Consider the following 13,160-nt stretch of genomic DNA (forward strand, 5'->3'; position numbering starts at 1 on the left):
TGAGGCCACATTCCCACTCGTACAACGTCCAGATCGGGGCCATCGGTTTCCCCATCCACGGTCTCAAATTGGCCACGACTCGAGCTCACGCGCTCAGGTCGCCAGGGACAGCACCTCCGCGCCCTTCAGCCGGGCCAGGGTGGCTCCGGAGACGGCGAGCTTGGATCCGCGCAGGCCGCTCCCGATGATCACCTTCGCGTGCTCGGCGACGTTGACGTCCACCAGGATCGGCCAGTCGCCCGGCAGGCCGATCGGGGTGATGCCGCCGTATTCCATGCCGGTGAGCTCCACCGCCTGGGCCATCGGCGCGAAACTCGTCTTGCGCGCGTCGAGATGCCGGCGCACCACGCCGTTGACATCGACGCGCATCGTCGCCAGCACCATGCAGGCGGCGTAGCGCGTCTCGCCGCCCCGCCTGGCCGCGACGACCACGCAGTTGGCCGACTCGTCGAGCCCGACTCCGTAGCGCTCGCAGAACACCGCCGTGTCGGCCAGCTCGGGATCGATCTCGGCCACCTCCACGGTGTCGTCGAGCTGGAGGGCGGCCTGCGCCACCGGCTCGGCCAGCAGGTCGGTCCGCTCGGTCGCGGGCACCCAGTGCAACGTCATCCCATCTCCTCGATCGCTCTCCCAGGACCCTACGCCGGACCCGGGAGTGGCGAGTGCCACGTCACGAGGAGCGCAGCACCCGTTCGTGCAGCTGAGTGACGGCGCCGCGAGCCGATTCCATGGCTCCCGCCTGCCAGGCGATCAGGTGGGTGAGCCAGTCACCCGCGAAGTAGACCCTTCCGCTCGGACGTTGCAGAAGAGTGAAGGACGAATCAACGGACGGCCAGCGCACCCAGCCGCCCTGGATGTGCTCCTGGCGCTCCCAGGCGATCGAGACGCTCGACAGCAGGCCCGTGCGGTACTTCTCGCCGTGGATCTTCTTGCCCTGGGTGAGGGCACGGCGCCTGCGGTCCTCCGGGGTCAGCGCGCCGTACAGCTCGGCGTGCGCCTCGGTGTTGTAGTAGCCGACGAGCAGGCCGCGTTCCGCGTGGTAGTCGTGGGAGGGGTACCAGATGTGCGTGATGTCGAGGTCGGTCTCGGTGGCGCCGCCGTAGATCCGGTCCTCGTGCTCCCACCAGCGTGTGCCGTACTCCAGGCCGATCTTGCCGGTGGCGGCCGGCACGGGCGTCTTGAGGGTGGTGGTGATCGGGGTGCCCAGGTTGTGCGGGATCCGGGCGAGCAGGTGGGGCGGGAGTGTGGCGACGCAGTAGTCGGCCTTGATCCGGCCGCCGTCCCAGGTGACCTCGACGCCGTCGTCCAGGGTGGTGATGCCGGTGACCCGGGCGCCGGTCCTGATCCGGTCCCGGCCCACGGCCTCGGCCAGCTTGGTGACGATCGCGTCCATGCCGCCGACCGGCTGGAACATCGGGGTGGCCTGCTCGTGGCCGAAGTCGTTGGTGATCGCGCGGCCGGTGCCGGCGGCGAGGACGTCGTGCAGGGAACCCGGGAGGGGAATGGGGGTGCCGGCGTCGAGCGCCGGATATTTCACGAAACCGCGCCGGGGGGAGCCTTCGTAGTCGAGCTTGGCGCCCAGGTCGCCGAACCTCCGCAGGAACTCCAGCAGCCGCTCCTGGTCGTCCTTGGTCAGCTTCCGGTCGAGCGCACCGACATTTGTCGCTTTGGCCAACAGTTCGGCGATATATCCGTACATGTCGGCTCGGGCGGCGCGGGCCCGCACGGTCCTGCCGTTCGTGTGCACGTACGCCTGCGCGTTGTTGTTCACGAACGTCTCGATCGGGATGCCCAGCTCGCGGCAGTAGTCCATGGTGACCATCCACGGCGCGATCCGCGCGGGGCCGGCGTTGAAGTAGACGCCCTCCCCGAACGTGACGTCCTGCGACGGCCCGTTCAGCTCCGTCAGCCGGTCGCCGCCGCGCAACGTCAGGTTGCGCCCCCCGGCCTTGGCCCTGGCCTCCAGCAGCGTGCAGTCGTAGCCGGCCTTGCCCAGCTCGTAGGCCGCGGTCAACCCGGCCACCCCGGCGCCCAGGATCACCACCTTGGCCGCCGCCCTGCCCCGCAGCGAGAAGTCGCCGGCTCTCGGGGGCTCGAACGTCTTGTCCTGCTCGGACGGCGCCAGGCCGAGGGCCCCCATGGCGGCGTACATGGCGCCCGCGCCGCCGACCGCCCCGATCCCGACGAGCAACCCCCGCCGGGTCAGCGCCGCCCCTTCCATCCCCGCACCTCCCTGTCGACCGGTCAGCCGTAGGGGCCGCTGCCACAGGCGACCTGGCCACCGATCGTGGCGAAGATACCGAAAAGCGCCATGATCTGGGTGAAATCATCGGTACTGAACTCGACGTGCCGGGGTCCGACCGCCTTCACGCCGGGGACGAGCGCCACGGCGGCCGCGATGGCGGTCGAGTTCCACTCCACCCCCAGCGTGTACGGCGGAGCCAACCGGTAGGGCGTGAAGTCGGTCAACCGGTTGAGCGCCTTGACCATCCCCTCACGGATCAGGTCCTGGGCGACGCTCGGCGGCAGCAGTTCGGCCGAGAACTTGTCGATCCCCTTCTTGACCGCCACGGTCTCGACGTCGCCGAGCAGCTCGCGCGCCTCCTCGCCGACGGCCTCGTCACCGGTCACCAGCACGACCGGCACGCCGTGGAACCCGGCGCAGGCCGCGACCAGCCGGGTCTCGCCGCACACCTCGCCGTTGAGGTAGACGTTCTGGATCTCCTTGCCCATCCAGGTGTGGTTGAGCACGCCGTGCGGCACCCCGGCGCGGGCGTGGTAGCCCACGAAGCCCGCCGCCTGGAACGATCCGTCGACGCCCTGGGCCATCCGCTGGGCCTTGCCGGGGCCGCGGATCAGGGTGGCGCGCGGGTCGAGCAGGTCGATCCGCAGGTTCTTGGTCGACCCGTGCGCGTCGTTGACCAGCACCGCGCCCGCCCCGGCGGCGAACGCGCCCTCGACGGCGGCGTTGGCGTCGGCGGTCATCAGCTCGCAGCCCCGGTCGTAGCCGCGCTTGCCGGCGTGCATCTCCTCGGGGTCGGTGAGCCCGGTCACGCCCTCCATGTCGACCGACAGGTAGACCTTCATCCGACCGCTCTCCCCCTCATCCGCCCGCCCTCTCGCTCCATCCGCCCGCTCTCCCGCTCGATCCGTCCGCGCTCCCGGGTCACGAGCCCCACGTCTCCACCCGGCGCCGCTCGTCCTCCGTCATGAACCCCACGTTGCGCGCCATGAACGCCGCCGCCTGCTCGCGCCACCGGGCCGGGATCTCGTCGATCGCCGGCGGATAGCAGTGGTCGAGCCAGCCGGTGGACTCCTCGGTGGCGTCGTAGTAGTCGAGCGCCTTGGCGAAGAGCGTGCGCTCGATGCCGGGCACGCGCGCCAGACCGTACTCGATCATCTCCTGGCCGCCGTAGGGCGGCGGCTTGAACCACTTGCGGGCCACGGCCCGGTCGGCGGTGATGGGCGTGTCGAGCGGCCGCCGCTCGACGGCGGCCTGGATGAGCTCCTTGTACAGGCACTTGCCGCAGTTGCGGCACGGGCCGTCGGTGCCGCGCAGGCACCATCGGACGTGATCCTTGAGGTCGGACTCCAGGGCCAGCCGCATGGTGACGGCCTCGCTCACCCCGCCCACCGGCAGCACGATGTGCACCCCGGCGGCCGCGAACAACCGCCCCCACATCCCGTGCGGCGCCCACAGGGCGTTGTCGGGCGTGTAGCGGTGCAGGTAGCGCCCGCCGCCGAGCCACCGGGAGCCCAGTTCGTAGCCGAACCCGAGCCCGCCGAGGTCGAGCCGGTCGGCCAGCAGCAACGCGCCGGCCGCCACGGCCTGGTGCTCGGGGTAGCCGGGCCGGGGCTCGGCCAGCGTGAACTCCAGGTCGGACTCGACGGTCGTGAGCTCCCGGCCGGTGCCCCGCGCCAGCCTGGCCAGCACGTCGGAGCGGTAGTGCGGCCACCGGTTGGGCACCCGGGCGTGCGGCACCCGCCGGAAGTGCACGAACGGCGCCTCGGGATAGACGGCCGCCGCCGCCACGGAGTCGGCCCCGCCGCTGTAGGAGATCGCCAGCCTGCCGCCGGCGCGACGGGGCTCGGCCCCCACGGGCCCGGCCTCGACCCCCCAGCCGTCGTACAGCGCGGCGGCCACCTCGGCCGAGATGGAACGGTCGAACGTGACCTGTTCACGCGTCCACGGGGCGACCACGGTCCACGCGGCGACGGCGAAGAGGTCGGGGTGCGCGTCACCGGGCACGCCGGAGATGGCGCACGAGTTGGTCGCCAGCTTGACGGGGTGCCCGTCGGAGGCGTTGCCGGTGATCTCGTCCTCGGCGCCGAGGCGGAACCTCAGCTCGCCGCCGGTCCACGTCACACGCACGGCCGCTCCTCGGAGCGAGCGCGCTCCCCGCCCGTGTCGTTCGTGCCGCCCGTGCCGCCCGCCCGGCCGTGATCGCGAGGCGAGGGCTCGGGAGGAGGCGGGCTCGCGAGGCGGGCGTTGAGGTCGTCGATGGCCTGCCAGACCAGGACCTCGTTCTGGAGCACGCCGTCCAGCGCCTTGGCGGTCTCCTGGGCCAGGCGGTGGGCGTCGTCGATCTTGGACTTGTCGAAGGCGGGGGTGGCGGCGGCGCGCGGCCTGGTGTTCCTGAGGCGCTCGACCTCGCCCTGCAGGGTCACCACCTCGCGCCGCAGGGTCTGCACCTCCCAGAGGGCGTCCCTGATGTCCTGGCGGTGATCCGCGATGGAGATGTAGCGGGAATCGAACCACGTGCGCACGGCCTTACGCAGCCGGGCGGGGACCAGGACGCGCATCATGGAAGGCCACCATAGTGGTAAATCCACATCGGTCATGACAGTGTTCCCGAACGGCAACCAAGCGCTATAACTCCAGTCAGCTCACCCTGTCGTCCCGTCTCCCGCCCGGCGCCTTGTCACGGTCCAGCCCATGGCGATGCGGGCGCCCCGCGCCCCCTGACGACGCGCCTGTCAGCGGCCGGTGAACTTGGGCTTGGACTTCTCCGCGAAGGCGGTCATGCCGATCTTGGCGTCGTCGGTCGCGAAGAGGCCGGAGAACTGGAGGCGCTCGATCTCCAGGCCGGTGTCGAGATCGACCTCCAGGCCCTGGTCCACCGCCTGCTTGGCCGCCCGCAGGGCCACCGTCGGCCCGCCGGCGAAGGTGGCCGCCCACTCCAGGGCGGCCTGGTAGACCTCGGCGTCGGGCACCACGCGGTCGACCAGGCCGATGGCGAGCGCCTCGGCAGCGGTGACGTGGCGTCCGCTGAAGATGAGGTCCTTGGCGCGGGCCGGGCCGATCAGGCGGGGCAGCCGCTGGGTGCCGCCCGCGCCGGGGATGATGCCGAGCTGGATCTCCGGCTGGCCGAGCTTGGCCGACTCTCCGGCCAGGCGGAAGTCGGCGCACAGGGCGAGCTCGCAGCCGCCGCCCAGGGCGTAGCCGGTGATGGCCGCGATGACGGGCTTGCCGATGCGGGCCACGGCGGTGAAGCAGTCTTGCAGGGTGCGGGAATGGAGTGACATGTCGGCGTAGGACATGACGGCCATTTCCTTGATGTCGGCCCCGGCCGCGAAGACGCGCTCGCCGCCGTAGACGACCACGGCGTGCACACCGGGATCGGCGTCGACCGCGCGGGCCGCCTCTCCGATCTCTCGCTGGACCTGACCGTTGAGAGCGTTCATCTTCGGACGATCAAGCCTGATGGTGGCGATCTGGTCAACTGTCTCTACGCGTACGAACTCACCCATGGTCGGAACATTACCGAAGGTCCGCGGAACACCTCGGCATCTGGGTCTAGTAACCCGACGGGCGCACCAGCCCTGTTTCGTAGGCGAAGACCGCCGCCTGGGTGCGGTCGCGCAGCCCCAGCTTGACCAGGATCCTGCTCACGTGGGTCTTGACGGTCTGGTCGGCGACCACCAGCCGCTCGGCGATCTCCGCGTTCGACAGGCCATGCGCGATCAGCGAGAGCACCTCGGTCTCGCGTTCGGTCAGGTCGCCCACGCGCTCCTTCAGCGGGGTGCGCGGGGCGCCGGTCACCCGGGAGAACTCGGCGATCAGGCGCTTGGTGACGTTCGGCGCGAGCAGGGCGTCACCGGCCGCCACCACCCGCACCGCGTGGGCCAGTTCGGCCGCCGACGCGTCCTTGAGCAGGAAGCCGGACGCGCCCGCGCGCAGCGCCTCGTAGACGTAATCGTCGAGGTCGAAGGTGGTCAGCACCAGGACCTTCACGGTCGTGTCCGGCTGCCCGGCGATGCGGCGCGTCGCCTCGATGCCGCCCAGCTCGGGCATCCGCACGTCCATCAGTACGACGTCGGGGTCCAGCTCGGCGACCTTCGCGACGGCGTCGAGGCCGTTCACGGCCTGGCCAACGACTTCTATGCCAGGCTCGGCGTTGAGCAGCACGGTGAAGCCCTGACGGACCATGATCTGGTCGTCGGCTATGAGCACGCGGACGCTCGTCATGGGGTGGCCTCGATGCCTTTCTGCGAATCGACGGGCAGGAACACGCTTACTTCGTAGCCTCCGTCCGGTGTAGGCCCCGTGACAAGATCGCCGCCCAGCATGGCCGCGCGCTCGCGCATTCCCAGCAGCCCGTGCCGGGCGCCGGGCGAGGGCGGGGCCGGCGCAGCGGGCGCGCCGTTGACGACTCGGATCGTGAGGGCGTGGGGGTGGTAGCACAGCCGGACCGCCACCGGCGCGCCCGGCGCATGCCGCATGGCGTTGCTGAGCGCCTCCTGCACGATCCTGAACGCCGACAGCTCCACCCCGGGCGACAACGGGCGCGGCTCGCCCGCGGTCTCGGCGGTGAGCGCGACGCCTGCGCCGCGCACATTCGCGAGCAGCTCGTCGAGCCGGTCAAGCGTGGGCTGTGGCGCGTCCCCAGGTGTGTCCTGCGCGCGCAGGACGCCCAGGACCCGGCGTAGCTCGGTCAGCGCCTCGACGGCGTTCTCGCGGATGCCCGCGAGGTTCTCCCTCAGCTCGTCGGGCGGATTCTCTACCAGGTGCGGCGCCACCTGCGCCTGAATGGAGATCACCGACATGTGGTGCGCGACCACGTCGTGCAGCTCGCGGGCGATCCTGTTGCGCTCTTCCAGCAGCGTGCGGCGGGCTCGTTCCTCGGCCGTCAACTCCTCCTGGGCCTCCAGCCGGGTACGGGCCATCCTGAGCGCGCGCACCCCCACCCCGATCGCGACCGCGATCGCGTCGACCAGCACGGCCAGCAGCACATCGCCGCCCCAGTTGCCCTCGAGGATGAACACCACGCACGCCACTGCCGCCAGCGTGGTGATAGCCAGCGCCTCGGCCGCGACGCGGGGGCGCACGCGGAGGGCCAGCAGGAACAGCACTCCGGCCTGCAGGGCTATGCCGGAGCCCGTCCACGGGAAAGCCAGCCCGTCGGCATACAGGGTCCTGGGGAGCGCCGGCCCCCTGGGCGTCCCCGGATGGATCATCCAGGGGAAGGTCAGGCTCTGTGGGAAGTAGGTCATTCCCGTTCTCGCGCCGATGACCGTGAACGCGATCGACGCCCACCAGGCGGGCAGCGGGCGCGACATCGCGATCACCAGGATCGCCGCCTGGACCATGGCGAGCAGCGGGACCGTCGGGTCCACACCCTCTCCGTCGGGGAACATGCCCATGACCAGCGCGTACAGGATGACCAGGACATGCGGGAGCCGGGACAACCAGCGCGGCCTCGCCATGCGGGGAAGCGGGTCGGCGGCCATCGTCCACAGGTCCGCGCGCAAGGTGCCCAGGACCCTTCGCAGCCTGCTCACCTCGCCCTACGTCCCTTCTGTCCTTCTTTGTCCCTTGGGCCGGATGATCCAGCCTAGCGACGCACCGCAACCGGCTTCGAGGGGTTCGAGCGGGTTCGTCCTCGCTCGTAACCGTGGAACGCGGCGCAGCACACCAGCAGCGCCGCCGCGAACACCGGTAGCCAGGCCATCCGGGCGAACACCCAGCCTGGCCCGTCCGGAGCGGTGTGCAGGCCGGGCAGCGTTCCGCCGCCGAGTGCCCCGGCCCGAGTCGTACCGTCCCCCAGTACTCCGGCCCACAGCATCGCGCTCTCGGCGAGCAGGCCGATCGAGGTGACCGCGATCATCGCGGTCTGGTGCCAAAGGAAGATCGTCATCGCGGCGAGGTTCGTCAGCGCCACCGCGGCCCAGGCCGCGGGGCGACGCAGCAGCCGCCCCAGCGGACCGAGCAGCAACAAGGCCGCACCACTCTGGGCCAGCCCGAAGGTGACGGCGGCGAGGGAGGGCGGGTCGAGGTTGGACCGCGGCGCCCCTGTCACACCGACCATGGCGGCGGGGTAGCCGCCCCAGGTGACGAGGGCGGCGGTGACGGCCGCGCCGCCGAGCAGCAACACCCATCCGGTCGCGCGCCCCCGCAGACCACCGCGGGCCCATGCCGCTCCGAGGCAGTACGGCACCAGCCACCCGGCGGCCACGTTGACCCACCAGTGCAGGCCCCCTCCGGGTCCGGCTGCCGCGTTCACGAGCCCGCCCAGCGGGCCCGCCCGCTCCGCGAGGGCGCTGACCAGGACGGCGCCGAACCTGGCCAGATCAACACACACGACCACGGCGAGCGGCCACACCGGGTGCAGTCTCGCCACCAGCGGGGTCGCCGCCGTCAACGCCGCGAAGACCACCAGGAACCACATCGGGGACAGCACGAGCTTGACCAGCGCCTGTACGCTCTCCAGCCTGGCCCCACAGGCCAGCATCGCGAGGGCCACCATGGCCCACACCACCGCCACGGCCGCCGCCGGCCGGAACAGCCGGGCCGTCCGGCCCATGAGCCACCGCCCGTACGGCACGCCTCCTGTCCGGGCACGGAGGTGGCTCCGCGTCCCCACCAGCCCACCCACCAGGAAGAAGACCGCGAGCGTCTGGAACACCCAGGAAACCGGGGTGAGCTGTGGCATGGACCGCAGCGGGCTGGCGACCCGCACTGTCCCACTGTCCACGACCAGCGCGGTCACCAGCCAATGCCCGGCCACCACGCCGAGGATGGCCAGCGCGCGCAGAGCGTCCAGGGCGCGGTCGCGGTCGGGTGGAGTCTCGGCGTCGAGCCGCGCGACGAGGTCACGCATCGCCGTCAGCCCGTCCGGATACGATCCGCGCGATGCTTGCCAGCGCGGTGGATCCGGACGCCAGGTAGTCGCTGTGCCCGCCGCCGCCCGCCGCGAAGATCCGGGCGCCGAATCCGGGCGAGACCGGATCGCCGCCCAGCCCCACCGTGACGAACGGCAACTCGATGGACACGTACGGCAGGCGGCCGACCCAGTCCCCGGCCGTGCGGCCGGCCCACACCGCGGCCGGGGTGCGCAGCGCGGCGGCATCGGCTACGCCCGCGCCGGGGCTGCCGAACAGGACGATGTCGGCGATGTCCAGTCCCGGCGCGGCCCGTCCGCACACCACGGAGCCGTAAGAGTGACACAGGAGCGAGACTCGTGCGCCCGGCCTGGCCGCGCGCACCTCCCGTACGAAGGCGCGCAGGCCAGGGGCGGCCTCGTCGGCACGGCCGGAGGTCATCGCCTGGAGGCTCACGCTGCTCGGCGTGGCATACCCGAGCCAGGCGATCACGGCCGACCGGTCGCCCAGCGCGTCCTGGAGCCTCATCGAGCCGCCGCGCAGCAGCCCGTACTTGTCCAGGTCGATCCCGGCGCCCGGGACCAGCACGGCGATCCGCTCGGCGTTGGACAACTCGCCGAAGACCTCCACGGCCCGCCCGCCGTCACGACCGTCGAAGGACAGGAAACGCCGCGCGGGATCAGCCATCTCGCCCAGCATCGAGGCACGCCCATGGTGGCCGTGCCGGGCCGCCGTCCGTGCGGCCGCCAGGATCTCCACGCGACTGGCCGCGTACCGCACGGCGAGTGCGACCGGGGTCGCGGCGGCCGGCGGGGGTGCGGGGGCGGGAACGGGTGCCGGTACCGCCCCGGGCCGGGTCACGCCCGTCACCGGCCCCGCCACCGAGGCGGCGACGAGCGTTGCGAGCAGGGTGCGGCGCAGGCGGCTGTCACGCGAGCGGGTCGCCATGGGGCGGTGGTCCTTTCGTGCCGGAGACGTGCTCGGGCATCGACGGTATGGATCACCGCTTGTAGTCGGCGTCCCGCTGCGGAGTGCACATTTTCGTGTAGCTCTGACGTACTACGGGATGCAGACGCCCTCGCCCGCCGCGCGGAGGTGCCCACCATGGGCGTCACTGCTGAAGAAATTCTTCGCAAAGGTCTCGTCGAGGAAGGAAAATGTTGAGACGCTGACTGCTGTCACGCCCCCAGCAGTCAAGGAGCGGTACATGCGCAGAGCGTTGACGATCGCGGTAGTCGCCTGCCTCCCCTTAGCCACCCTCCCCGCCGTGGCCTCCGCCGCGCAGGCGGCACAGGCCGCACCGGCCGCCGAACCCGGAGACCGGCAGCAGGCGTTCGCGGCCGCGGCGGAGGAGTTCAAGGTGCCGGAGAGCGTCCTGCTCGGTGTCTCCTACCTGGAGTCACGCTGGGACGCGCACGCCGGGCAGCCGAGCAACAACGCCGGCTTCGGGCCCATGCACCTGACCGACGCGGCGGCCTTCACCGGGTCCAACCACCACGGCGCGGACGAGGAGGACCCGCGAGGCGACGAGAGCCGCCCCCAGACCAACGCGGCCGAGCCGGCCGAGCCCCCGGCCGAGACGGAGATCCCCGCCTCGCTGCGGACCCTGGAGAAGGCGGCCGAGCTCACCGGCGAGACGCGCGAGAGGCTGCGCTCGGACGCCGCCGCCAACATCAGAGGCGGCGCGGCGCTGCTCGCCGACCACCAGAAGTCGATCGGCGCACCGCTCAGCGACGACCCCGGCGAGTGGTACGGGGCGGTCGCGAAGTATTCGGGCGCCCAGGAGGCGGAGGCGGCCAAGTTCTTCGCCGACGAGGTCTACGCCACCATCGCGGCCGGCCAGGAGCGGGTCACCGACGACGGGCACCGGGTCAGGCTGGACCCCGTCGCCGGCCTGGACAAGATCGAGAAATGGCTGGAGAAGCTCGGCCTGCGCCCGGCGCGCCGTGACGGCGTGGAGTGCCCGCCGACCATCTCCTGCGAGTGGATCCCGGCAGGCTACGCCCAGCTGCCCAACGGCGGCTACGGCAACCACGACCTGGGCGACCGGCCGCGGAGCCAGAAGATCGACTACATCGTCATCCACGACATGGAGGGCTACTTCGGCCCGTCGATCGGCCTGGTGAAGAACCCGGCCTACCGGGCCAGCTGGCAGTACTCGCTGCGCTCCACCGACGGGCACGTCGCCCAGCACATCAAGGCCAAGGACGTCGGCTGGCAGGCCGGCAACTGGTACATCAACGCCAAGTCCATCGGCCTGGAGCACGAGGGATTCCTGGCCGAGGGCCACACCTGGTACACCGAGGCGATGTACCGCACGTCGGCCAAGCTGGTGCGCTACCTGGCGCTGCGCCACGGCGTGCCGCTCGACCGCGCGCACATCATCGGCCACGACAACGTGCCCGGCACCATCCCCGGCACCGTCCAGGACATGCACGAGGACCCGGGCCCGTTCTGGGACTGGGCGCACTACATGAAGCTGGTCGGCGCGCCGCTGCACCCGTCCGGCGGCCCGAGGTCCGGCGCGATCATGATCAGGCCCGACTTCGAGAGCAACAAGCCGTACTTCTACGGCTGTGACCGCCAGAACCCGTCGGCCGACTGCCCGCCGCTCCCCGCGCACACCGTGTGGCTGCGCACCGAGCCGCGCGCGGACGCGCCGCTGGTCAAGGACATCGGCAAGCACCCCACGGGCGAGTCCCTCTACAGCGTGTACGACCACAGCGCGCGGGCGAGCACCGGCCAGCGGTACGCCGTGGCCGACAGGCAGGGCGACTGGACCGCGATCTGGTATCTCGGTCAGAAGGCGTGGTTCCACAACCCGGCCTCCGCGCCGACCGCCATCCCGTCGGCGGGGCTCGTGGTGACGCCCAAGCCCGGCCTGGAGACGGTCCCTGTGTACGGCAGGGCGTACCCGGAGCGGGAGGCCTACCCCGAGGGCATCCCCTACCAGGCGGTCACCCCGCTGCAGTACACGTTCTCGGCGGGCGAGAGGTACACGCTGTCAGGACCGGCGGCCACGGAGTATTACCGGGCCGTCACCTTCGACCCGGCCGGCCACACCGTGGTCAGGGGCGAGACGAGATATCTGCAGATTCAGTTCGGGCACCGGGTGATGTTCGTCAAGGCTGACGACGTGCGGGTGATGTCCGCCGGGTGAACTCCTCGACGGCGCGCCTGGTGCTCTGCAGCGCCTCCTGGGAGGAGGCGAACGTGCGCTGGGCGACGCCGACGAACACGCAGTCGACCACGAGGAGCTGGCTGATGCGGCTGGCCAGGGCGCCGGGGCGGAACTCCGTCTCGCGCCCGGCCGAGATCAGCACGTGCTCGGCCAGCTCCGCGATGGACGAGCGGGGGTTGTTGGTGATCGCGATGGTGGTCGCGCCCGCCTCCCCCGCCCTCATCAGCGGCTCGATCACGTCGGGCGTCTCGCCCGAGGTGCTGATGCCGATCGCCACGTCACCGGCCTTGAGCAGCACCGCGCTGGTCAGCGCCAGGTGGGCGTCCTGGAAGGCGTGGCTGGACAGCCCGATGCGCAGCAGCTTCTGGGCCACGTCCTCGGCGACCAGGCCGGAGGCGCCCACCCCGTAGGCGTCGATCCGCCGGGCCGTGGTGATGGCGTCGACGACCAGGCCGAGACGCTCGGAGGTGAGCTGGGCGACAGTGTCGTTGATGGCCTCGGACTCGGCCCTGGCGACCTTCTGGATGACCTCGGACAGCGGGTCGTCGGGGGCCAGGTCGCCGGGCACCAGCCGGTCGGGCTGCGCCGCGGCCGCGGCCAGCGCCAGCCGGAGCTGGGGGTAGCCGGCGAAGCCCAGCAGCCTGGCCGTCCGCACGATCGTGGCCTCGCTGGTGCCCGACGCGGCGGAGAGCTCGGTGATGGTGCTCCGCGCCACCGTCGCGGGGTCCTCGAGGATCAGGCGGGCGACGGTCTGCGCGGCGGGCGTCAATGACGGCAGCACACCTCGGACCGTGGCCACCAGATTGTCGGCCCGCAGGCCGTTGCCGCTGTCGTCCACGATTTCGATTATGCCGCTCCGTCAAGGCCGGTCACGTTA

General features: G+C 71.5%; 12 protein-coding genes. 1 reads left to right on the forward strand and 11 read right to left on the reverse strand.

What is annotated here, in order from left to right:
- Positions 1-93: 93 nt before the first annotated feature.
- From AB0C16_RS26920 to AB0C16_RS26965, 10 genes are all read right to left on the reverse strand, one after another.
- Positions 94-609, reverse strand: coding sequence for a YbaK/EbsC family protein (locus AB0C16_RS26920; RefSeq protein ID WP_357686739.1), 516 nt, complete (start codon positions 607-609; stop codon positions 94-96).
- A 61-nt stretch (positions 610-670) separates the two neighbouring features.
- Positions 671-2,221, reverse strand: a complete 1,551-nt coding sequence (locus tag AB0C16_RS26925) for an FAD-dependent oxidoreductase (RefSeq protein WP_357686740.1) — start codon at positions 2,219-2,221, stop codon at positions 671-673.
- 23 nt (positions 2,222-2,244) lie between these two features.
- Positions 2,245-3,087, reverse strand: coding sequence for a M55 family metallopeptidase (locus tag AB0C16_RS26930; protein WP_357686741.1), 843 nt, complete (start codon positions 3,085-3,087; stop codon positions 2,245-2,247).
- A 79-nt stretch (positions 3,088-3,166) separates the two neighbouring features.
- Positions 3,167-4,372, reverse strand: a complete 1,206-nt coding sequence (locus AB0C16_RS26935) for a DUF6395 domain-containing protein (RefSeq protein ID WP_357686742.1) — start codon at positions 4,370-4,372, stop codon at positions 3,167-3,169.
- The gene (locus AB0C16_RS26940; RefSeq protein ID WP_357686743.1) at positions 4,363-4,806 is read right to left on the reverse strand and encodes a hypothetical protein; all 444 of its coding nucleotides are present in this window, start codon (positions 4,804-4,806) and stop codon (positions 4,363-4,365) included. Before AB0C16_RS26940 ends, AB0C16_RS26935 begins: the two co-directional genes overlap by 10 nt.
- Positions 4,807-4,977: 171 nt before the next feature.
- Entirely contained in the window at positions 4,978-5,751 is a 774-nt protein-coding gene (locus AB0C16_RS26945) for an enoyl-CoA hydratase-related protein (protein WP_357686744.1), read from the reverse strand.
- Positions 5,752-5,797: 46 nt separating this feature from the next.
- Positions 5,798-6,469, reverse strand: a complete 672-nt coding sequence (locus tag AB0C16_RS26950) for a response regulator transcription factor (RefSeq protein WP_357686745.1) — start codon at positions 6,467-6,469, stop codon at positions 5,798-5,800.
- Positions 6,466-7,782: a histidine kinase gene (locus AB0C16_RS26955; RefSeq protein ID WP_357686746.1), complete on the reverse strand. Its 1,317-nt coding sequence runs from the start codon at positions 7,780-7,782 to the stop codon at positions 6,466-6,468. Before AB0C16_RS26955 ends, AB0C16_RS26950 begins: the two co-directional genes overlap by 4 nt.
- Before the next feature lie 53 nt (positions 7,783-7,835).
- On the reverse strand, positions 7,836-9,101 hold the full coding sequence (locus AB0C16_RS26960; RefSeq protein ID WP_357686747.1) for an acyltransferase: 1,266 nt from the start codon (positions 9,099-9,101) through the stop codon (positions 7,836-7,838).
- Positions 9,094-10,050, reverse strand: coding sequence for an alpha/beta hydrolase (locus tag AB0C16_RS26965; RefSeq protein WP_357686748.1), 957 nt, complete (start codon positions 10,048-10,050; stop codon positions 9,094-9,096). Before AB0C16_RS26965 ends, AB0C16_RS26960 begins: the two co-directional genes overlap by 8 nt.
- A gap of 259 nt (positions 10,051-10,309) precedes the next feature.
- On the opposite strand from AB0C16_RS26965, the gene AB0C16_RS26970 reads away from it, so the two are divergent.
- Positions 10,310-12,262, forward strand: a complete 1,953-nt coding sequence (locus AB0C16_RS26970; protein WP_357686749.1) for an N-acetylmuramoyl-L-alanine amidase — start codon at positions 10,310-10,312, stop codon at positions 12,260-12,262.
- Here AB0C16_RS26970 and AB0C16_RS26975 read toward each other — a convergent pair.
- Complete coding sequence (locus AB0C16_RS26975) at positions 12,225-13,121, reverse strand: MurR/RpiR family transcriptional regulator (RefSeq protein WP_357686750.1); 897 nt, start codon at positions 13,119-13,121, stop codon at positions 12,225-12,227. The two genes, AB0C16_RS26970 and AB0C16_RS26975, sit on opposite strands and share 38 nt — an antisense overlap.
- Between the last annotated feature and the right edge of the window lie 39 nt (positions 13,122-13,160).

This window comes from Nonomuraea sp. NPDC048916 (genome assembly GCF_040649575.1).
Lineage (GTDB): Bacteria > Actinomycetota > Actinomycetes > Streptosporangiales > Streptosporangiaceae > Nonomuraea.

What these genes read in the sequence shown, in the direction of transcription:
- AB0C16_RS26970 (WP_357686749.1), top strand. Translation starts at nt 10,310, where the DNA reads ATGCGCAGAGCGTTGACGATCGCGGTAGTCGCCTGCCTCCCCTTAGCC.
- AB0C16_RS26945 (WP_357686744.1), bottom strand. Translation starts at nt 5,751, where the DNA reads ATGGGTGAGTTCGTACGCGTAGAGACAGTTGACCAGATCGCCACCATC.
- AB0C16_RS26950 (WP_357686745.1), bottom strand. Translation starts at nt 6,469, where the DNA reads ATGACGAGCGTCCGCGTGCTCATAGCCGACGACCAGATCATGGTCCGT.
- AB0C16_RS26930 (WP_357686741.1), bottom strand. Translation starts at nt 3,087, where the DNA reads ATGAAGGTCTACCTGTCGGTCGACATGGAGGGCGTGACCGGGCTCACC.
- AB0C16_RS26940 (WP_357686743.1), bottom strand. Translation starts at nt 4,806, where the DNA reads ATGATGCGCGTCCTGGTCCCCGCCCGGCTGCGTAAGGCCGTGCGCACG.
- AB0C16_RS26920 (WP_357686739.1), bottom strand. Translation starts at nt 609, where the DNA reads ATGACGTTGCACTGGGTGCCCGCGACCGAGCGGACCGACCTGCTGGCC.
- AB0C16_RS26925 (WP_357686740.1), bottom strand. Translation starts at nt 2,221, where the DNA reads ATGGAAGGGGCGGCGCTGACCCGGCGGGGGTTGCTCGTCGGGATCGGG.
- AB0C16_RS26965 (WP_357686748.1), bottom strand. Translation starts at nt 10,050, where the DNA reads ATGGCGACCCGCTCGCGTGACAGCCGCCTGCGCCGCACCCTGCTCGCA.
- AB0C16_RS26960 (WP_357686747.1), bottom strand. Translation starts at nt 9,101, where the DNA reads ATGCGTGACCTCGTCGCGCGGCTCGACGCCGAGACTCCACCCGACCGC.